Origin of the sequence: Allobosea lathyri (assembly GCF_900108245.1) — a bacterium.
In the GTDB taxonomy this organism is placed as follows: domain Bacteria; phylum Pseudomonadota; class Alphaproteobacteria; order Rhizobiales; family Beijerinckiaceae; genus Allobosea; species Allobosea lathyri.
Genome location: NZ_FNUY01000013.1, coordinates 1 through 19,957, shown reverse-complemented (window position 1 = coordinate 19,957; position 19,957 = coordinate 1). Strand labels below are relative to the sequence as shown.

The following is a 19,957-nucleotide window of genomic DNA, read 5'->3' as shown; positions in this document are numbered from 1 at the left end:
GTCCTGCGCATCCTTGACAAGCTGCCCGCCCGCGTGTGCTTACGCCCCAGTTCAAGGCCTTGCCGCAAGCGGGCCTATTCGCGTTTTCGAGAGACGTTTTCCGTGACCTTGCATCGCTACCGTTCCCACACCTGCGGCGCCCTTCGCGACAGCGACATCGGCAGCCAGGTCCGCATCTCCGGCTGGTGCCACCGCATCCGCGATCATGGCGGCGTGCTGTTCATCGATCTGCGCGATCATTACGGCGTGACCCAGGTGGTCATCGACCCGGATTCGCCGGCCTTCGCGAATGCGGAAGTGGTGCGCTCGGAATGGGTCGTGCGCATCGACGGCAAGGTCAAGGCCCGGCTCGAAGGCACCGAGAACGCCAACCTCGCCACCGGCGCGGTCGAGGTCTTCGCGACCGGCATCGAGGTGCTCGGCCCTGCCGCCGAGCTGCCGCTGCCGGTCTTCGGCGATCTCGAATATCCCGAGGACACACGGCTGAAATACCGCTTCCTCGATCTGCGCCGCGAAAAGCTGCACAACAACATCATGCTGCGCGGCAAGGTGATCGACTCGCTGCGGACGCGGATGAAGAATTCCGGCTTCTCCGAATTCCAGACGCCGATCCTGACGGCGTCCTCGCCGGAAGGCGCGCGCGACTTCCTGGTGCCGAGCCGCCTTCATCCCGGCAAGTTCTATGCGCTGCCGCAGGCGCCGCAGCAGTACAAGCAGCTGCTGATGATGGCGGGCTTCGACCGCTATTTCCAGATCGCGCCCTGCTTCCGCGACGAGGACCCGCGTGCCGATCGCCTGCCCGGCGAGTTCTATCAGCTCGACGTCGAGATGAGCTTCGTCGAGCAGGAGGACGTCTTCGCCACGATGGAGCCGGTCATCGCCGGTGTCTTCGAGGAGTTCGGCGGCGGCAAGTCCGTGACCAAGAACTGGCCGCGCATTCCTTACGCCGAGTCGATCCGCAAATACGGCTCCGACAAGCCGGACCTGCGCAACCCGCTGGTGATGCAGGACGTCTCCGAGCATTTCCGCGGCTCGGGCTTCAAGGTCTTCTCCCGCATCCTCGAAGACGAGAAGAACCGCGTCTGGGCCATTCCCGGCCCGAAGGGTGGCAGCCGCGCTTTCTGCGACAGGATGAACTCCTGGGCCCAGGGCGAGGGTCAGCCGGGGCTCGGCTATCTGATGATCAAGGAAGACGGCGAAGGGCAAGGGCCGATCGCCAACAATATCGGCCCCGAGCGCGTGGCCGCTATCGTCGCCCAGATGGGGCTGAAGGGCGGGGATGCCTGCTTCTTCGCCGCCGGCAACCCCGACAAGTTCTACAAATTCGCCGGTGCGGCCCGTAACAAGGTCGGGTCCGAGCTCGGCCTGATCGACGAGAACGCCTTCGCCTTCGCCTGGATCGTCGACTTCCCGATGTACGAGTACAACGAGGAGGACAAGCGGGTCGATTTCTCGCACAACCCGTTCTCGATGCCCCAGGGCGGGCTGGAATCGCTGAAGAACGACGATCCGCTGGCGATCAAGGCCTTCCAGTACGACATCGCCTGCAACGGCTATGAGCTGGCCTCCGGCGGCATCCGCAACCACCGCCCCGAAGCGATGGTGAAGGCCTTCGAGATCGCCGGCTATGGCGAGGAGACCGTGATCGAGCGCTTCGGCGGCATGTATCGCGCCTTCCAGTACGGCGCACCGCCCCATGGCGGCATGGCAGCCGGTGTCGACCGCATCATCATGCTCCTGGCCGGTGCTACGAACCTGCGTGAAGTCGCGCTGTTCCCCATGAACCAGCAGGCGGTCGATCTGCTGATGGGCGCGCCGTCCGAAGCCTCTCCCAAGCAGCTTCGCGAGGCGCATCTGCGCGTCAACGCGCCCGAGAAGAACGGCTGATCCAAGATGCCTGCCCTGCCTGCCTTGCCTGTCGCGCGGCTGCTTGCGCTCGCCTGCCTGCTTGCCTTCCCGCTCTCGGCCTGCGTTGCCGGCCAGGCCAATCCCAGCGCGGGCAGGGCGTCGGAGCTTGCGAGCCTGGTTTCGCGGTCGGTCGCCTGCAAGGCGGGCTATCCGCGCGCCAGCACGCTGGACCGTTTCATTGCGGCTGAGGTTGCGCGCGGCGCGACCCCCGAACAGGTCGCAGGCGCACGTTCGACCTATGTCACCGTGTCGGAAGCCGAGACGATCAATCAGGATATCCAGCCTCAGGCGTGCTTGCCGGAGGAGCGTGCGGCCGTGAAGGAGCGGATGTCACGCATCCGCGCCGGAAAGTTCGACGCGCTCTGATCCCGTGCCGTGATGTCCTCGCTGAAACTCTGCCTTGCCGCGCCGGTCCTGCTCGGCCTTGCCGCCTGCACGACGGTCGGCCCGCTGCCGGGCACACCGGAATACCTGGCCGCGCGGGTGTCACGCGCCTATGATTGCGGCCTGCGCGTCGACAGGGCACACATCATCGCCCGGCTCGACCAGCAGGAACGCCCGCGCTTCGTCAGCGCGAACGCCACCTTCGCCGTGAGCTCCTACAAGGCGCCGCGCTCCTGCGACGCATCGGAGCGCTCGAGCGTGCAGCGCGAGATCGGCGCTTTGGACAAGCGGTGATTTCCGCTTGCCTTGAAGCCGCCATCGCGGCCACAACCCCCTGATGCGGTTTGCCGAATCCATCACCGCCATCGTCGTCAGCTATGACAGTGCCGAGGTTCTTCCGGCCTGTCTCGACGCTCTTGCAGGCGAGGGGGTCCCGGCGCTTGTCGTCGACAATGCCAGCAGCGACGGCAGTGGCGAGATCGCCAGGGCGCGTGGTGCCGTGGTCATCGCCAACCTCCGAAATGAGGGTTATGGCCGCGCCAACAATCAGGGCGTTGCGGCCAGCACCACGCCCTATGTCCTGATCGTCAATCCCGATCTCGAATTGCGGCGGGGCGCGGCTGCCGCGCTGCTGGCGGCGGCCGAGCTCTATCCGGATGCCGGCATGCTCGCTCCCCGCATCATCGAGCCATCCGGCCGGGTTTTCCTGCAGCCACGCTCGCTGCTTTCACCCGCTCATCTCAATCGGGCCGGCGACATGGACATCCCCGAAGGCGATGCCTGCCTGCCGTTCCTGTCCGGCGCCTGCCTGCTCATCCGCCGGGAGGTGTTTCTCAAGCTCGGCGGCTTCGATCCGGCGATCTTCCTATTCTACGAAGATGACGATCTCTGCCGCCGCATGCGCGATTCCGGCCATGCTCTCGTGCATGTCGATGGAGCCGAGACCGGGCATGGCAGGGGGCGTTCGAGCGGCTCTTCCGCGAAGCGGCGCTTTCGGGCACGCTGGCACCTCGCCTGGTCGGAACGCTATGTCGCGCACAAATACGGCCTGCCTGTGCCCAGTGGGATAAAAACCATCGGAAATATCGCGAAATCAATTGGTTATGGCATTTTCCTGAATCAGGACAAGATGTTCGCCCATGCCGGTTCGGTCGCCGGGGCATGGGCATGGCAGCGCGGCGCGACGGCGCTTGCGCGCGAGCATCTGGAGACGGTTGCGTGACCCGCCCGCGCTTAGAGTGCTTCGCGGATGCGCTGGTCTGCGGGCGCAACAATTTTGGCCTGCTTCGGCTGGTCCTGGCGCTGGCGGTGGTGGTGTCGCATGCGTTCAGCGTCACCACTGGCCTGGTCGAAGACGAGCCCCTGTTCCAGAGCACCGGGTTCACGCTCGGCGAGCATGCCGTCAACGCCTTCTTCGCGATCTCGGGCTTTCTGGTGACGATGAGCTTCGTCCGCCGGGGCTGGCGCGACTATTCGCTGGCGCGCGTGCTCCGGATCGTGCCTGGCCTGGTCGCGGCGACGCTCGTCGTGGCCTTTCTGATCGGGGGGGCGATGACGCGCCTCGACCTGGCGTCATACCTCACCGATCCGCGACTCTGGCGCTTCATCCAGGGCACGTTGACGACCTTCAAGAGCGCTGCGGCGCTGCCGGGCGTCTTCGAGACGAATCCGCTCCAATTTCCGATGGGGACGGTCTGGACGCTGAAATACGAGACCTTCTGCTATCTCGGCGTGCTCGTCGCGGGCGTCGCAGGTCTGTTGCAGATGCGCAGGCTCGCGCTCGGAATCGGCTGTGTTCTGGTCGTTGCGGTCGTCCTGCGCGAGATCGCCGCGCCCCATGACGTCAAATGGGGGGAGACCGTGCTGCGCCTGCCTCTGATCTTTCTGTCCGGCAGCCTGATCTATCTCTGGCGAGACCGTGTGCCGCTTTCGCTGCCGGGGCTTGCCCTGCTGCTCGTCGTTCTCGCGGTGCTATCGCATACACCGCTCTACAAAGCTGCCCTCTATGTCGGAACGGCCTGGGGCATCCTTGTCCTGGCGATGGCGCCGTCATTGACCCGCTGGCATACGGAGCCGTCGGCCGACCTGTCCTACGGCGCTTATCTCTATGGCTGGCCGGTGCAGCAGATGCTGCATGCGCTGTTTCCGAGCCTTGGCGTGTTCATATTGCTGTGGCCGTCGCTGGCCGTAACCCTCGTTCTGGCGGCCTTGTCGTGGTTCCTGGTCGAGAAGCCGGCGCTGCGCCTCAAGCGGCGCTGGCTGCTCGGCCCTTGAGCGCGGCAACCAGCTCGTCGATCCGGTCCGACATCAGCAGCGGCAGCAAGGCCGTGATCGTCTCGGGCGCCTGGTCCCACCAGCGCGTCGCGAGCAATTCCGCGACCTGCGCCTCGCTGAAGCGCGACCGCACGACGCGCGCGGGATTCCCGGCCACGATCGCATAGGGCGGCACATCGCGCGTCACGACGGCGCGCGCCGCCACGACGGCGCCATGGCCGATGCTCACGCCCGACATCACCATGCTCTGCGAGGCCAGCCAGACGTCGTGGCCGATGGTGACATCGCCCCGGCTGGTATCGCTGCCGCTGACGCCCGCAGCCGCCAACCACAGGCGCGGCAGGGCCGGGAAGGGGTAGGTCGTTGCCCAGTCGAGCCGATGATTGCCGCCGAGCAGGATCTCGACGCCATCGGCGATCGAGCCGTAACGGCCGATCGTCAAGCGCGCGCCGCTCTCGGGGAAGCGTACCTTGGGCCGACCATAGGTGTAGCGACCGATCGCGATCTGCCCCGGACGCCGCGCAACCAGATGGGCCAGATGCAGCCGCGTCTGGTTGTCGGGGTTAAGGCGTCGCCGCAGCAACCCGCGCGCGACGTTCGGCAACCCTGCCCACCAGGCGATGAGAGCACCCGGGCGCCAGCTCTCATCCTCCGGCGAGAGCACGCCGCCTGCTTCACTCGGCATTGGCTTTGAGATCGATTTTGTCGAAGATCTCGGTCGGATCGGCGAGCGTGATGACGTCGGCAAGACCGAGACCGCTGGTCGATTTCGCACTGGCCTGGATGGTGAGGGTGCCGGGCTTGGCCGCGAAGCGCGACACGGCCGCCGTCAGCGCCTTGGCGGCGTCGGAAGGGCCGAGGATCGCGGCAAGGCCGAGGCTCGCCATCATCGCGAATTGCTGGCGCATCTCGTCGGGCTTGCGCTTGGCCTTGCGGGCCTCGTTGGCGATCAGCTTCTCGATCAGGCCGAAATTCTGCAGCCTGGCTTCGATCGTGCGTGCGGTTGCACCGAGCGCTGCGACCTGAGCCAGCGCGAGATCGCTCGAAAACAGGTCCTTGGTGACATTGCCGAGCGTGCCCGACGCGTCGAACTTGATCAGCCCAGCGCTGCCCAGCGAGATCGAGCGGATGGCGAGTTCGTTGCGCGCTGCCTCCCAGGCGAGATCGAGCTTGGCCGAGAGGTCGAGCGAGCGGATGCCCATGGCGATCAGGTCGGTCGCGGTGGGATTGCCCGCGCCTTCCGTAATCGGCGCGACGAGCTTGTCGATCGTCAGGGCGACGCTGGTGGGGATGCCGTTGAGCTGTTCGCCCGCCTGCAGCTCGAACGTGCCGAGCGCGACCTTGATCGGCTGGGTGCTTCCGGTCGCGGGCGGCGCATCGACGGAAAACCCGGTCATTCTGATCGTCCCGATGGTCGGGATGAACTTGCGGAAGTCGAGCGTATCGAAATCGGTGTCGGGCGTGGCGAGCGCTGCCTGCAGTTCGCGGATCACGGGGCCGAAGGAAAAGCCGGAATGGCTGATCGAATCGATCTGTCCCTTGGCGCCGCTGCCGGCGAATTGCAGCCCCTCGACGACGAAGCCGGATTTCGCCGGGGTGTCCTCGCCATAGGCGATCCGGGCGATCCGCATCTCGATCGCTTCGGTCTTAGCGCCGGGCTTGGCGCCGGGTTTGGGCGGCGCGACCATGTTGGCCACGAAGTCGCGCACTTCGCCGCTGCCATATTCGACCGTGTCGAACAGGGCGAGCAGCGACAGACCCAAGCGCCTCTGGATCTCGCGCTGCGCGGGATCGATCTTCGCGTCGGAGTCGTCGGTTTTTTTCTCCGCCTGCTCGAAAAAACTGACGATGCGAGACAACACCTCGCCCAGCGGCTCCGCGCCGACCCGGGCGGAAAAGCCGCGTCCGCTCGCCTTGCCGAGCGACATCTTGCCCGCTGCGCCCATGTCGAGCGTGTAGCCGTCCTGCTCGAACCGGCTGAACAGCGGCAGGGCCGGCTCGATGACGCCGGGGGCCGCCTTTTCCGTCATCACGCGCACGGTCTGCTTGAGATCGAGGGCCTCGAAGCTCGTGCGCTTGAGCTCGCCCTTCATCGCCCCGCTGGGAGCGCCTTCGACCGAGACGGTCGCGCTGGCCGACTCGCCTTGTCCGATCCTGCCGTCCCGAACATCCGAGAAGCGGATGTCGCGATAGACGGTCACCTGCTTCTGCGGGCCCAGCGTATGCTCGAATCTGAGTTCCGGCGCGCTGATTTCGGCAGCGTTCAGGCGGCCCATCCGCGCGACCGCGCTTTCGCCGGTATTGCCGTTGAACAGCGAAATGAAGGCCTCGCGCTCCAGCGGAGAACCCTTGACCATGATCTTGGGCGCCGCGATCACGATCTTGCCGAATTCGAATTTGAGATTGTCGATCTGAAAATCGGCTGCTGCGGCAGGCTGCGCAAGCGCGAAAATGACAGCGGCGAGGGCTGCGCCCGTATAGCGCATCGGCCGAGAGAGGCTCGGGCGAGAAGCACTCGGACGAGAAAGACTCGGAGCGGTCATTGTAGTCTCCTGTTTTGTGAAGCGGACCCTGCCGCAAGCAGACGGCGAAGGAAAGGCAAGCGCGCCGATCATCCAGACGAAAAACTTGACCGCGACAGCGCGATGGCCGGTATCTGTCGAAGATTCGCCATGGCCGCCTCGTAGCGATGGTGGCGCGACGTTGTCCCCGGGAGTTCGAGCCGATGCAGGCCACCAGACGTTTCCTTGCCGCCTGTATCGCCGTCGCGATGGTCGCATTCGCGCCCGCCGCGGTGTTCGCACAGGCTCAGCCAGCGCCGGCGGCATCTGCGGCCGGGCTGGAGTCGCTGGTGATCGTCAGCGGCGACAAGCGCCACGCCTTCCAGGTGGAGGTTATGCGCACGCCCGACCAGCGCGCGCGCGGCCTCATGCATCGCAACTACATGCCGGCCGATCGCGGCATGCTGTTCGATTTCGGCAGCACCGAACCGGTCGCGATGTGGATGCAGAACACCTATATTCCGCTCGACATGTTGTTCATCCGCGCCGACGGCACGATCGCCCGCATTGCCGAGCGCACCGAACCGCTCTCGACACGCACGATTCCCTCCGGCGAACCCGTGCTCTCGGTGCTCGAGATCAATGGCGGGGTCAGCAAGACGCTCGGCATCAAGGCCGGCGACAGGATCGAACACGTACTTTTCAAGCGTTGAGCGACAAAGACGCGGGCTTTCGCTTGCGGCGCAAGCCCGCGACGTGATAGCCAACCGCGACGTTGAAATGCCAGTCGGGGTATAGCGCAGCCCGGTAGCGCATCTGCTTTGGGAGCAGAGGGTCCCAGGTTCGAATCCTGGTGCCCCGACCATTTCAACCGCAATCCAGGGCCCGCATGAACGCGGGCCTTCAGGACATCTGGTGACGGCCGAGCGAGACTAATGACCGCACGCATCTATCGCCCCGCCCGCACGGCCATGCAGTCCGGCACTGCCAAGACGGATCGCTGGCTCCTCGAATATGAGGCCGAGCGGCCGCGCGAGATCGAGCCGCTGATGGGCTGGACCTCGTCGGGCGACATGAAGAGCCAGCTGAAGCTCTGGTTCGACACGCAAGAGGAGGCCGTCGCCTACGCGACGCGCAACGGCATTCCCTATCGCGTCGAGCAGCCGCACGAGCCCAGCCGCCGCACGATGGCCTATTCCGACAATTTCAAGTTTTCCCGCGTCGGCCAGTGGACGCATTGATATTCTTTTCAGGCGAGGGCGCTTAAGCCCTTGCTTACGGGCCCGTAGCTCAGATGGATAGAGCAGCAGCCTTCTAAGCTGCTGGTCGCTGGTTCGAATCCAGCCGGGCTCGCCATTCTATTCAATGAAGAATTTCCCGTCGGGGAGTTCTTCATTCTGACACTGCCCGCTGCTGGTCATTTTGACAATTGACCTCTGTCTGCTCCTGACGCCCGATGCTTTCGGGCGCCGTGACCTGCTTCATCGTTTTCTTGACGTAGCGGGGCAGCAGCTTCGCAGACTTTCGGGCGGACTGCGCGAGGATCTCGCGATCCGTCATGTCCGGCTCGCCGCCCTTGGTCAGGCCCCATGGCGGAGCGACGAGAACGACAGATCGTCAACGGCGCCGTGGGAGCAGGCGAGGGCCCTGCTGCGGCCTTTACCCGATGGCGCCCTGGTCGAAGCGCGCGGGTGAAGGAGGACGAGGCAGCCTAGCGAGGCCGACTACATCCAAACCCAGTGGCAGCGTCGGACTCTGCGTCCCCATCTGTCGATATGGACGCGGCAGACATGCCGACGGCGGACGTGCCGTCGATGGTGGCGATACCTGCGATTTCGATGATGCCAGTGGGGCGAGTTGCGATACTGCGCAAACTCGGCGGGCGCGTCGTCTGGAATCAACGCGGCATTTTCAACCGGGGCATCGGTGCAGGCCGCGGAAGCAAACGGGGCAGCGACTGCTCCGGAGGCCCCCAGCGCGACCCCAAAAGCCGGGAATCCAAGCATCGCAGCCAGAAATGATCGACGGTCCATTTTGACCTCCTCGTCTTTGACCTGCTCGTCCCCGCTAGCGGAGCTTAGCATTTGCCCACTAGGCTAGGAAGGCTGCCAGATTCGGACGTGACGTGGGTCGGACAATATTCGGACCGATTGGCGGCGTGGGCGAACCGCGTGGATACGGCCAGACGTTGCTTTCTCGTAGGGAACAGCGCTCACGGCCATGCCCTCCGCAAAATCAGCGACTGACGCAAAATCCGTATTTGAAGGCGCTGCAGCCTTTGATATTATTGCGGTGGGTGAGCAGCGCTCGCCCAACCAAGCACCGGCATTGCCCGGTGAAAACACGCCGGAGTCGTCCGGCGTAGGGGCGGCGCCAGCAGGCAACGCCGAGCGGCCGCCCCAGTCCCGCGCTTCGCCCAGAGGCATTCTGACGCGGGCGAATTCCCCAGCAGTCTCAATGCTGGGCAAAACCGGGAACATGTGAGAATAAGGCGGCGATCCACTCGATTCTCCGAGGAGCCCTAGCTGCTGGTCGCTGGTTCGATCCAGCCGGGCTCGCCATTTTTCTGCCGCAGGCGGCGGCGTTGCGCTTCGCCGTTGCGGCCGCCCCAGTCTTTTCAGGAAGAGCCATGAGCGACGTCAAGGACAGCAACGGCACCGCGCTGAACGACGGTGATTCCGTCACGCTGATCAAGGACCTCAAGGTCAAGGGCACCTCGGTCACCCTGAAGCGCGGCACGTTGATCAAGAACATCCGCCTGACCGGCGATGAAGAAGAGATCGAATGCAACGCCGACAAGGTGAAGGGCCTCGTCCTCAAGACGGCGTTTCTCAAGAAGGCGTGAGCGGACGGGCCTGGCGCCTCCTTATTCTTCACGCCCCCAACTGCGCAGCCGTTTGATGGCCGATGCCGGGTTTGTCGGCCTTCGCTGCCACAGGCTGTGCACGAGGCTGATCATGAAGAACAGCCCGAAGCTCGGCAGCGCGATGGCGAGCGGCGCTGTGACCAGCCCCATGGCGCAGCCGCCTGAATCTCCGACACCGCATTTCGGATCGAAAATCATCGCCGCGACCACCATGAGGATCGCGAGCAGCGGGCCGAGCAGAAGGCCGCACAGCCCGGCAGATAGTGCCTTCCACAGAATTCGCCCCATCAGAGCCCCCGAGAACGGGCGCGAGGCTAGCGCCGGCGCGCAGCCCTGTCACCGCGTCCGGCTTGCCGCGAGGCGCCGGGCGGCGTAAACCGCGCCGGCTGCAGTCCAAAGTGACGGCTCCGCCTTGATCGCGCCCGAAAGGCTGGTCATCCGGGCGTCGTTCCGCTTGGCCTTCGCAGGCTGCGCGGGGCCGGTCTCGCCGCTTATGGCTTCAAGACAGGCGCGACCCGGCGGTCGCGAGGATGGATCATGCTCTCGCTCACGCCCGCGCTCGACCGCCTGACGGCCATGGCCTCTGCCAGCCATGTCCGCGCCTGCGCCTTGCTGCTCCTGCTCTCGCTGGTCGCCTTCCTGCCGGGTTTCAGCACGTTGCAGCCGCTCGATCGCGACGAGCCGCGCTTTGCGCAGGCCAGCAAGCAGATGCTCGAGAGCGGCGATTTCGTCGACATCCGGTTCCAGGGCGAGGCGCGGCACAAGAAGCCGGTCGGCATCTACTGGCTGCAAAGCGCGACGGTAGCGGCCGGCCAGGCGCTCGGCGTGCCCGAGGCACGCACGCAGATCTGGCTTTACCGGCTGCCTTCGCTGGTCGGCGCGATCGCAACCGTGCTGCTGACTTATTGGGCACTGCTCGCCTTTGTCGGGCCGCGCCTTGCTCTGCTCGGCGGCGCGCTTATGGCGGCGGCCGTGCTGCTTGGCGTCGAGGCCCGCATCGCCAAGACCGATGCCGTGCTGGCCGCCTGCGCGGTTGCAACGATGGGGGCGCTGGCCCGCTGCTGGCTCGACTGGACGCGCTCGCTCGCCTTTGTGCCGAGTTCGCGCAACTGGCTGGTCTTCTGGGGGGCGACCGCCATTGCGCTCCTGATCAAGGGCCCGATCGTGCCCATGGTCTGGGGCCTCGCCATTATCGTGCTGAGCCTGAGCGAACGCTCCTTCCGCTGGCTGAAGCCGCTTCGCTTCGGCTGGGGTCTGCTGTTGTGCGTGGTTGTCGTGCTGCCCTGGTTCGTCGCGATCGCCTGGAAGACCGGCGGCAGCTTTTTTGCCGAAAGCGTCGGTCAGGACATGCTCGGCAAGGTCGCCGAAGGGCAGGAAAAGCACTGGGGTCCGCCGGGACTCTATCTGCTGATCTTCTTCGGCACCTATTGGCCGGCTGCGGCTTTCGCGGCGATGGCGGTGCCCTTCGCCTGGGTCCGGCGGCGCGAGCCGCAGATCCTGTTCCTGCTGGCCTGGATCGTGCCGTCCTGGATCGTCTTCGAGGCCGTGCCGACCAAGCTGCCGCACTATGTCCTGCCGCTCTATCCGGCAGTGACGGCGCTGCTGCTGCTCGCCGTGATCAATGGCGGCATCGACCGCTTCCGGCGCGGCGCGGTCGCCACGGCCGCGCTCGTCTTCCTCGTTCCGCTCGCGCTGGTGGCAGTCATCATCGGTGCGAACTGGTCGCTCGACAACACCCTGCCTTATCTCGCACTGCCCTTCCTGCTGGTGACGCTGTTCCTCGCCGGGACAGTGATCGGCGCGTTCCGGCGCAGCGATTTCGAAGGCGCGCTCTGGCGCTGCGTGCTGGCGAGCCTGTTCCTCAGCATTGGCGTCTACGGCTTTGCCGTGGAGAGCCTGCGCTCCCTCAAGCTCTCCCCCCGGCTTGCCGAGACGGTGCGCGCCGCCGGCTGCGCCAATCCAGCCGTGATGACGCTCGGCTATCGCGAACCGAGCCTCGTCTTCCTGACCGGCACCGACCTCGCCATGGCAACGACCGGCGCGGAAGCCGCCGCCTTCCTGAACCAGCCGGGCTGCCGCGTCGCCTTCGTCGAAAGCCGCTTCGCCGGCGATTTCCAGACGGCGATCGCTCAATCGGCGATCAAGCCCCGCCTGCTGACTACGATTCGCGGCTTCAACATCAATGGCGGACGAAAACTCGATATTGCCGTCTATGCACGCGAGTAGATGTTCGAGGCGCCGTTTTTCGCTGTAGCTTTTTGCCTCCAGGTTCTTGTCCCTGTATTTCTTGTCCCTGTTTTTCTTGCCCTGTTTGCCGCACTGACGCAGTTTGCGGGCCGCTTTTCCGGATGATGCTCTGTTGACCGAAACTCTTGTCCCCCCGCCGCTGCTCAGCGTCGTCGTGCCAGTCCGCAACGAGGTCGGCAATGTCGGCCCCCTGCTGGCCGATATCGAGACGGCCTGCGCTGGCATCGGCGCCTTCGAGGTGGTCTTCGTCAATGACGGCTCGACCGACGGCACGCCTGCTGCGCTCGCCGCGCTGGCCTCTAGCCGGCCATGGCTGCGGATCGTCACCCACGCGCAGTCCTGCGGCCAGAGCGCTGCCGTGCGCAGCGGCGTTCGCCATGCCCATGCGCCCGTCGTTGCAACGCTCGACGGAGACGGCCAGAACGACCCAGCGTTCCTGCCCAGGATGCTGGAGGCCTTGCAGGCGGCCGGGTTGCAGGCGGGGCTGGTCCAGGGCCAGCGGGTCGGGCGCAAGGATACCGGCTTCAAGAAGCTCCAGTCTCGCATCGCCAACGGCGTGCGCGGGCGCATCCTCAAGGATGGCACGCGTGACGCCGGCTGCGGGCTGAAGTGCTTCCGTCGCGAGGCCTATCTCGCTCTGCCCTATTTCGACGCGCTGCATCGCTTCATGCCGGCGCTGATGGTGCGCGAGGGCTACCGGGTGGTCCATGTCGACGTCCGTGACCGGCCGCGGCTGACGGGCGTCTCGAACTACGGCTTCTTCGACCGGCTCTGGGTCGGCATTGTCGACCTGGTCGGTGTCTGGTGGCTTATCCGGCGGCGCAAGCGCGTGCCGCAGATCGTATCGGAGACAAGGTGATGCTGATCGATCTTCAGCACAGGATCGGCGACTACTTCCACGACGTGTTCGTGAACAATCTCGACTGGTGGGTGCTGCTCGGCATCGTCGCGCAGGCGCTCTTCACCATGCGCTTCGTCGTGCAATGGCTGGCGAGCGAGAAAGCGAAGCGCTCGGTCGTGCCGATGACGTTCTGGTGGTTTTCCATCGGCGGCGGAATGCTCTTGCTGATCTACGCGCTCTATCGCCGCGATCCGGTCTTCATCATCGGACAGGGCTTCGGTGTATTCGTCTATCTTCGCAACCTGCAATTCGTCCTGAGAGCCAGGGCCCGCGGCGAGGATAGCAACGCCGGGCCCGGCTAGCGCATCTGGCTGAGAGCCGTTCTAAAATTCTACAGCCCTCATCCTGAGGGGCCATTTCGCTGGAAATGGCGTCTCGAAGGATGTTCCAGATGGATCGGGAGCCTCCTGAACCCTCCTTCGAGACGCCGCTTCGCGGCTCCTCAGGATGAGGGCTGAAGTATCAAACAGTCTCCGAAAATTGAGTGGCGGTTGTCGGACGACCCCACGCAAAACAAAGAACTGGACCATCGGACCGAATAGAACATACGGCCCGATGATCCAGAGGCGTTAGCTCGCAGCGCGCAACCGCGCGAAGCCGGCGTCCAGATCGGCCTTCAGGTCATCGAGATCCTCGAGCCCGATATGCAGCCGGATCGTCGGCCCCTTGAAGTCCGGCGTCGTTGCCGTGCGATAGGCCTTGCAGTCGAACGGCAGGACCAGGCTCTCATAGCCGCCCCAGGACGCGCCGATGCCAAACAGCGTCAACCCGTCCAGCATCGCGCCCACGGCCTTCATCGAAACCGGCGCGAGCTCGATGGCAAAGAGCGACGACGCACCGGTGAAGTCGCGCTTCCAGATCTCATGGCCGGGAGCGCCCGGCAGGGCCGGGTGCAGCACGCGGGCGACCTCGGGTCGCTCGCCGAGCCACTGCGCCATCTCGAGGCCGGCCGGCATCTGCTCCTTCAGGCGCAGCGCCATGGTGCGCATGCCGCGGAGGGTCAGGAAGGCGTCTTCCGGCGCGATGATCAGGCCAAGCTCGTGCCAGGCGCGGTTCAGGCTCTTGTAGAGCTCCGGTGTCCGGGCCGAGACGGTGCCGATCAGCACGTCGGAATGGCCGGCATAGTACTTCGTGCCGGCCTGCACGGAGATATCGACGCCGAATTTGTGGCTGTCGAAGAACAGCGGGGTCGCCCAGGTGTTGTCCATCAACACCAGCACGTCGCGCGCATGCGCCGCCGCGACGATCGCCGGGATGTCCTGCATCTCGAAGGTCTGCGAGCCCGGAGCCTCGGTCCAGACCGCCTTGGTGTTCGGCTTGAACAGCGTGGCGATATCGGCGCCGATCGCCGGGTCGTAATAGGTCGTCTCGATCCCCATCCGCTTCAGGAAGGTCTCGCAGAAGTTCCGCGTCGGCCGGTACACGCTGTCGGTCACCAGGACGTGGTCGCCCGACGAGAGCATCGCCAGGAAGGCCAGCGTGCAGGCCATCAGCCCTGAAGGCGTGACCACGACACCGGCACCGCCCTCGATCGTGTTTGCGGCCGCCAGCAAGGCGTCGATCGTCGGGTTGCCGTCGGTCCCGTAGGTATAGCGGGCCTTGCGAACCAGGAAGTCCTCGGTGTTCGGGTAGACCACCGTCGAACCGCGCACGATGGCCGGGTTGACGAAGCCGTAACTGTCGGTCGGGTCGCGTCCTGCGAGGTTCAGCCGGGTTTTCACGCGAAGGCGGGCAAATTCAGGTGGAGACAGCTTTTTCATGGAACCGGCAGGCAGGAGAGGGGGGCTTTGGTCAGGCTTGACCACCTTCGCAAACTCGCATGTGATGCATGCTATGGACAAGGGCGTTACTGATGGCCACCGGTTGCTTGACGCTCATGTATAGCTCTGGCAATCGCATCCGAGGGGATGTCGCTTAATTAATGAGCATGCGCGCGGGGCCTTCACAACCGCTGGCGACTGAACCAACGACGGACTGCCGGCTGCGGCCAGGTAGAAGATTTCAATGGGAGAGATATCGATGAAAAAGTTCATGACAGCCGCGCTAGCAGGGCTCGGATTCGCGATCACCGCGACCGCAGTCTCGGCGCAGGCGCCCGCCACGCTGGCTCAGGTCAAGCAGCGCGGCATGCTCAACTGCGGTTCGAACACCGGCCTCGCCGGCTTCGGCGTGCCCGATGCGCAGGGCAATTGGGGCGGTCTCGACGTCGAGTTCTGCCGCGCGATCGCCGCGGCGATCTTCAACGACCCGACCAAGATCAAGTTCATTCCGCTCTCCGCGAAGGACCGTTTCACGGCCCTGCAGTCGGGCGAAGTCGATGTCCTCGTCCGCAACTCGACCTGGACGATGACGCGCGATGCCTCGCTCGGCCTGCTCTTCACCGGCGTGAACTATTATGACGGCCAGGGCTTCATGGTCCGCAAGAAGCTCGGCGTCACCTCGGCGCTGCAGCTTTCGGGCGCCTCGGTCTGCACGCAGCAGGGCACGACGACCGAGCTCAACCTCGCCGACTATTTCCGCGCCAACAACCTGAAATACGAGGTCGTTGCTTTCGCGTCTTCGGACGAGACGGTGAAGGCCTATGACGCCGGCCGTTGCGATGCCTTCACGACGGACGCCTCGGGCCTCTATTCCGAGCGCCTGAAGCTGACCGCTCCCGACGAGCATATCGTCCTGCCGGAAATCATCTCCAAGGAGCCGCTTGGCCCGTCGGTCCGCAACAACGATCCGCAATGGTTCAACCTGGTGAAATGGGTGCATTTCGCCATGCTGAACGCCGAGGAACTCGGTGTCACCAAGGCGAATGTCGATGAGCAGCTGAAGTCGACGAACCCCGAGGTCAAGCGCCTGCTTGGCACCGAGGGCAAGTTCGGCGAGACGGTCGGCCTGACCACCGACTGGGTCGTGCGCATCGTCAAGCACATTGGAAATTACGGCGAATCCTTCGAGCGCAATGTCGGTCAGGGCTCGCTGCTGAAGATCGCGCGCGGCCAGAACGCGCTCTGGACCAAGGGCGGATTGCAGTACGCCGCTCCGGTTCGCTAGGGCATTGGAACGGGCGCCGGCGATGCCGGCGCCCGTTCTCTTTTGCATCGCATTTGCAGGCTGAAGATACAGCCGAAAGGAGGATAACCGGGCCCGGGGGCTTGGTCTGGGACTTGCAAGGTAACCGAGAACGGGGAGGAACCCGTTCCGCCAACAGGGGATACGAGCATGAAGAAATTTTTGGCAGCAGCGATCGTCGCTGCCGCAACGAGCATCTGTATCGGCGGTGCGCAGGCACAGACCGGGCTGCTCGCACAAATCAAGACCAAGGGTGTCCTGACCTGCGGTGTCGGCCCGGGCCTCGCCGGCTTCGGCATTCCCGATGCACAGGGCGCGTGGAGCGGCCTCGACGTCGATCTCTGCCGGGCGATTTCCGCCGCCATTTTCAATGACCCGAACAAGGTCAAATATATCCCGCTTTCGTCGAAGGATCGTTTCACTGCGCTCCAGTCGGGCGAAGTCGATCTCTTGTCCCGCAACACCACCTGGACGATGTCGCGCGATACCTCGCTCGGCCTCAACTTCGCGGGCATCAACTATTATGACGGCCAGGGCTTCCTCGTCCGCAAGAAGCTCGGCGTCGATTCCGCGCTGAAGCTGGCTGGCGCGTCGGTCTGCACGCAGCAGGGCACGACGACCGAGCTCAACCTCGCCGATTTCTTCCGGGCCAATAAGCTGAAATACGAGGTCGTCGCCTTCGCCTCGGCCGATGAAACCATCAAGGCCTATGAGTCGGGCCGTTGCGATGCCTTCACCACCGACGCCTCGGGTCTCTATGCCGAGCGCCTGAAGCTTTCGGTGCCGGCCGACCATATCGTCCTGCCTGAGATCATCTCCAAGGAGCCGCTTGGACCGGCTGTCCGCCATGGCGACGACAACTGGCTCGATATCGTCAAATGGACCCATAACGCCATGCTGAACGCCGAGGAACTCGGCGTGACCAAGGCCAATATCGACGAGATGCTGAAATCCGATAATCCGGAGATCAAGCGGCTGGTCGGAACCGAGGGCAAGTTCGGCGAGGCCGTCGGCCTGACCACGGACTGGGCCTATCGGATCGTCAAGCATGTCGGGAACTACGGCGAATCCTTCGAGAAGAATGTCGGCCAGGGCTCGCTGTTGAAGATCGCTCGCGGCCAGAACGCGCTCTGGACCAAGGGCGGGCTGCAATACGCCCCCCCGATCCGCTGATCTGACGGTGCCGCGCGGTGTAAAGCCGCGCGGCACGCTCATATTGAACGAACGGCAACGGACAACAGCACGACCGTCGGCGGCCTCAAAGCCCGTCTCCGGATCGCCGGCCGCAACAAGCGACGAAGAGGGCGTAAACAGGTGTCGACCATACCGACCGAGACCGTTTCTAGCGGAAAAGCCTCGCTATTCTACGATCCAAGGATCAGAGGCTACGTCTATCAGTTTGCGCTGCTGGCTATCGTCGGCTTCCTGATTTATTCGGCCGCATCCAACGCGATCGAGAACCTGCGCGCGCAGAAGATCGCCTCGGGCTTCGGCTTCTGGCACAATGCGGCCGGCTTCGACGTCAACCAGAAGCTGATCCCCTTCAGCGCGTCGGGCAGCACTTATGGCCAGGCTTTCTATGTCGGCCTGCTCAATACGCTGCTGGTCGCGGCCATCGGTATCGTGCTGTCGACGTTTCTTGGCTTCTTCGTGGGCGTCTCCCGCCTGTCGAGCAACTGGGTGCTGTCCAAGCTGGCGATGATCTATGTCGAGGTCATCCGCAACCTGCCGCTGCTGCTGCAATTGTTCTTCTGGTACAATGCGGTGCTCAAGCCCTTGCCCGATGCGCGCAACTCGATCGCGCTTCCGTTCAACATCTTCCTGAACAACCGCGGCCTGATCCTGCCGAACCCGCAATTCGCGCCGGCCTTCGAGGCGGTGGTCATTGCGTTCTTCCTCGCGATCGTGGCTGCGATCGCCTTCTATATCTGGTCGAAGAAGCAGCAGGAGCGCACGGGCACGCAATATCCGAACGGCCTGATCTCGCTCGCGCTGATTCTCGGCGTGCCGCTCCTGACCTATTACGCCGCGGGGCAGCCGCTCTCCTTCGATCTGCCGCAGCAGGGGCGCTTCAACCTCACTGGTGGCCTACAGATCTTCCCTGAATTCGTGGCGCTGCTGATCGGCCTGACGACCTATACGGCGGGCTTCATCGCCGAGGTGGTCCGAGCCGGTATCCTCGCGGTCTCCAAGGGGCAGACGGAAGCCGCCAACGCGCTTGGACTGCGCGCCGGCCCGACGCTGAAGCTCGTGGTGATCCCGCAGGCGATGCGCGTGATCATTCCGCCGCTGACCTCGAACTACCTGAACCTGACCAAGAATTCGTCGCTGGCGGTGGCGATCGGCTATCCGGACCTCGTCCAGGTCTTCACCGGAACCGTTCTGAACCAGACCGGCCAGGCCGTCGAGGTCGTCGCCATCACAATGGCGGTCTATCTGACGATCTCGCTCGTCACGTCGTTCATCATGAACATCTACAACAAGCGCATGGCGCTGGTGGAACGGTGAGGGCGCCACGATGACCGATGCAACCACCGAGAACGCACCATTCGCCTTCGTCCGGCGCGAGCAGCTTGAGCAACAGGCGGCGCCGCTTTCTGTCGCGGGTCCCATCGCCTGGGTCCGGGCCAACCTGTTTTCCAGTCCGATCAACTCGCTGATGACGCTGGTCTGCGTCTATATCGTCGTGACCAGCGTGCCCGAGCTGATCCGCTTCTATTTCCTCGATGCGGTCTGGACCGGTACGAACCGCGACGCGTGCCTCGCAGACAAGGTCGGCCGTCCCGTGGGCGCCTGCTGGGCCTATGTCGGCGATCGCCTGCAATACTTCATCTACGGCTCCTATCCGGTGCCGCAGCGCTGGCGCGTCAACATCGTCTTCGCGATGTTTGCGCTCGGCGTCGTCTGGATGCTCTGGGACAAGGCGCCGCTGAAGAAGGTCGGAGCCTTCTTCTTCTTCGTCATGCTGCCGATCAGCGCCTATCTGCTGTTGCTGGGTGGCAACGGGGCCGAGAGCTTCCTGCGTTTCCTGATCCTGCTCACCTTCGCACTGGCGGTGCTTTACCTGGTGCTGTCCTTCGTGCCGACCCTGGCGCGGTTCTGGGTCGGCCCGGCGCTGCTGGCCGTCGAGGTCGCCGCGCCGCCCTGGCAGCGCTTCTACAGGCCCAAGCGCCTGATCCTGATGTCGATGGTGGTCTTCGGCATCATCGCCATGCTGGCGAGCACGGCCGGCCTGCCACGCGTCGACACCGGCCTCTGGGGCGGCATGATGGTGACCTTCCTGATTGCGGCGGTCGGCATCGTGTTCTCGCTGCCGCTCGGCGTGATGCTTGCTCTCGGCAGACGTTCGCGGTTGCCGGTGATCCAGCTGCTCTCGGTGATCTTCATCGAGCTCGTGCGCGGCGTGCCGCTGATCACGGTGCTGTTCATGGCAAACACCATGCTGCCGCTGTTCGTGCCGCAGGAGTATTCGCCTGACCGCCTGCTGCGCCCGCTCATCGGCGTCGCGCTGTTTGCCGCCGCCTATATGGCGGAGGTCATCCGTGGCGGTCTGCAGGCTATTCCGAAGGGCCAGTACGAGGGCGCGATGTCGCTGGGCCTGGGCTACTGGCAGATGATGCGGCTGATCATCCTGCCGCAGGCGCTGCGCATCGTCATTCCCGGCATCGTCAATACCTTCATCGGGTTGTTTAAGGATACGACGCTCGTCACGATCGTCGGCATCTTCGACTTCCTGCGCACCATCGAAGCCACCCTGGTCGATCCGACCTGGGCGACGCCGACCACGCGCGCGACGGGTTACGCCTTCGCCGC

Annotated in this window: 20 protein-coding genes and 2 tRNA genes; 17 read left to right on the top strand and 5 right to left on the bottom strand. The window is 64.5% G+C overall.

From position 1 onward, the window contains the following. Positions 1–108 precede the first annotated feature (108 nt). Genes aspS through C4S73_RS23680 form a run of 5 tightly spaced genes read left to right on the top strand, consistent with a single transcriptional unit; the run spans position 109 to position 4,566 of the window. Positions 109–1,887, top strand: a complete 1,779-nt coding sequence (gene aspS / locus C4S73_RS23700; RefSeq protein ID WP_103875170.1) for an aspartate--tRNA ligase — start codon at positions 109–111, stop codon at positions 1,885–1,887. 6 nt (positions 1,888–1,893) lie between these two features. Then, complete coding sequence (locus C4S73_RS23695; RefSeq protein WP_103875060.1) at positions 1,894–2,274, top strand: hypothetical protein; 381 nt, start codon at positions 1,894–1,896, stop codon at positions 2,272–2,274. A 12-nt stretch (positions 2,275–2,286) separates the two neighbouring features. Beyond that, complete coding sequence (locus C4S73_RS23690; protein WP_103875059.1) at positions 2,287–2,586, top strand: hypothetical protein; 300 nt, start codon at positions 2,287–2,289, stop codon at positions 2,584–2,586. A gap of 43 nt (positions 2,587–2,629) precedes the next feature. Then, positions 2,630–3,514 carry a glycosyltransferase family 2 protein gene (locus C4S73_RS23685; RefSeq protein WP_103875058.1) on the top strand — a complete coding sequence of 295 codons (885 nt, stop codon included), beginning with the start codon at positions 2,630–2,632 and terminating at the stop codon, positions 3,512–3,514. Continuing rightward, positions 3,511–4,566 carry an acyltransferase family protein gene (locus C4S73_RS23680; protein ID WP_244595749.1) on the top strand — a complete coding sequence of 352 codons (1,056 nt, stop codon included), beginning with the start codon at positions 3,511–3,513 and terminating at the stop codon, positions 4,564–4,566. The genes C4S73_RS23685 and C4S73_RS23680 overlap by 4 nt, the downstream gene beginning before the upstream one ends. Here the strand turns inward: C4S73_RS23680 and C4S73_RS23675 are convergent. After that, positions 4,538–5,251 carry a CatB-related O-acetyltransferase gene (locus C4S73_RS23675; protein ID WP_103875057.1) on the bottom strand — a complete coding sequence of 238 codons (714 nt, stop codon included), beginning with the start codon at positions 5,249–5,251 and terminating at the stop codon, positions 4,538–4,540. The two genes, C4S73_RS23680 and C4S73_RS23675, sit on opposite strands and share 29 nt — an antisense overlap. Further along, a complete protein-coding gene (locus tag C4S73_RS23670) occupies positions 5,241–7,052 on the bottom strand; it encodes a hypothetical protein (RefSeq protein ID WP_103875056.1) in 1,812 nt (603 codons plus the stop codon). The genes C4S73_RS23675 and C4S73_RS23670 overlap by 11 nt, the downstream gene beginning before the upstream one ends. 239 nt (positions 7,053–7,291) lie before the next feature. Here C4S73_RS23670 and C4S73_RS23665 point away from each other — a divergent pair, with 239 nt between their 5' ends. The 4 genes from C4S73_RS23665 to C4S73_RS23650 all read left to right on the top strand — a co-directional run bounded on the left by C4S73_RS23665 (position 7,292) and on the right by C4S73_RS23650 (position 8,423). Then, positions 7,292–7,780, top strand: coding sequence for a DUF192 domain-containing protein (locus C4S73_RS23665; RefSeq protein ID WP_200828086.1), 489 nt, complete (start codon positions 7,292–7,294; stop codon positions 7,778–7,780). A gap of 75 nt (positions 7,781–7,855) precedes the next feature. After that, a tRNA-Pro gene (locus tag C4S73_RS23660) sits at positions 7,856–7,932 on the top strand. A 70-nt stretch (positions 7,933–8,002) separates the two neighbouring features. Continuing rightward, complete coding sequence (locus C4S73_RS23655; RefSeq protein WP_103875055.1) at positions 8,003–8,308, top strand: ETC complex I subunit; 306 nt, start codon at positions 8,003–8,005, stop codon at positions 8,306–8,308. A 38-nt stretch (positions 8,309–8,346) separates the two neighbouring features. Next, a tRNA-Arg gene (locus tag C4S73_RS23650) sits at positions 8,347–8,423 on the top strand. A gap of 36 nt (positions 8,424–8,459) precedes the next feature. Here the strand turns inward: C4S73_RS23650 and C4S73_RS28375 are convergent. Beyond that, positions 8,460–8,627, bottom strand: coding sequence for a hypothetical protein (locus tag C4S73_RS28375; RefSeq protein ID WP_160115895.1), 168 nt, complete (start codon positions 8,625–8,627; stop codon positions 8,460–8,462). A 1,069-nt stretch (positions 8,628–9,696) separates the two neighbouring features. On the opposite strand from C4S73_RS28375, the gene C4S73_RS23640 reads away from it, so the two are divergent. Beyond that, entirely contained in the window at positions 9,697–9,912 is a 216-nt protein-coding gene (locus C4S73_RS23640) for an alkylphosphonate utilization protein (RefSeq protein WP_103875053.1), read from the top strand. Between the two features lie 21 nt (positions 9,913–9,933). On the opposite strand, the gene C4S73_RS23635 is transcribed toward C4S73_RS23640, so the two are convergent. After that, the gene (locus tag C4S73_RS23635) at positions 9,934–10,221 is read right to left on the bottom strand and encodes a hypothetical protein (RefSeq protein WP_103875052.1); all 288 of its coding nucleotides are present in this window, start codon (positions 10,219–10,221) and stop codon (positions 9,934–9,936) included. A 249-nt stretch (positions 10,222–10,470) separates the two neighbouring features. Between C4S73_RS23635 and C4S73_RS23630 the strand changes: the two genes are divergently transcribed. From C4S73_RS23630 to C4S73_RS23620, 3 genes are all read left to right on the top strand, one after another. Further along, a complete protein-coding gene (locus C4S73_RS23630) occupies positions 10,471–12,159 on the top strand; it encodes an ArnT family glycosyltransferase (protein ID WP_103875051.1) in 1,689 nt (562 codons plus the stop codon). Positions 12,160–12,292: 133 nt separating this feature from the next. After that, the gene (locus C4S73_RS23625) at positions 12,293–13,039 is read left to right on the top strand and encodes a glycosyltransferase family 2 protein (protein ID WP_103875167.1); all 747 of its coding nucleotides are present in this window, start codon (positions 12,293–12,295) and stop codon (positions 13,037–13,039) included. Further along, the gene (locus tag C4S73_RS23620; RefSeq protein WP_103875050.1) at positions 13,039–13,383 is read left to right on the top strand and encodes a lipid-A-disaccharide synthase N-terminal domain-containing protein; all 345 of its coding nucleotides are present in this window, start codon (positions 13,039–13,041) and stop codon (positions 13,381–13,383) included. The genes C4S73_RS23625 and C4S73_RS23620 overlap by 1 nt, the downstream gene beginning before the upstream one ends. Positions 13,384–13,650: 267 nt before the next feature. On the opposite strand, the gene metC is transcribed toward C4S73_RS23620, so the two are convergent. Further along, positions 13,651–14,841 (bottom strand): cystathionine beta-lyase, encoded by a 1,191-nt coding sequence (gene metC, locus C4S73_RS23615; RefSeq protein WP_103875049.1) that lies wholly within the window; start codon positions 14,839–14,841, stop codon positions 13,651–13,653. A gap of 259 nt (positions 14,842–15,100) precedes the next feature. Between metC and C4S73_RS23610 the strand changes: the two genes are divergently transcribed. The 4 genes from C4S73_RS23610 to C4S73_RS23595 form a co-directional block, all read left to right on the top strand. Beyond that, positions 15,101–16,126: an amino acid ABC transporter substrate-binding protein gene (locus C4S73_RS23610; RefSeq protein ID WP_103875048.1), complete on the top strand. Its 1,026-nt coding sequence runs from the start codon at positions 15,101–15,103 to the stop codon at positions 16,124–16,126. 168 nt (positions 16,127–16,294) lie between these two features. Further along, positions 16,295–17,317: an amino acid ABC transporter substrate-binding protein gene (locus C4S73_RS23605; RefSeq protein ID WP_103875047.1), complete on the top strand. Its 1,023-nt coding sequence runs from the start codon at positions 16,295–16,297 to the stop codon at positions 17,315–17,317. A 150-nt stretch (positions 17,318–17,467) separates the two neighbouring features. Continuing rightward, positions 17,468–18,652 (top strand): amino acid ABC transporter permease, encoded by a 1,185-nt coding sequence (locus C4S73_RS23600; RefSeq protein ID WP_425290370.1) that lies wholly within the window; start codon positions 17,468–17,470, stop codon positions 18,650–18,652. Between the two features lie 10 nt (positions 18,653–18,662). After that, on the top strand, positions 18,663–19,957 hold a 1,295-nt coding region (locus C4S73_RS23595; RefSeq protein WP_244595747.1), incomplete at its 3' end, for an amino acid ABC transporter permease.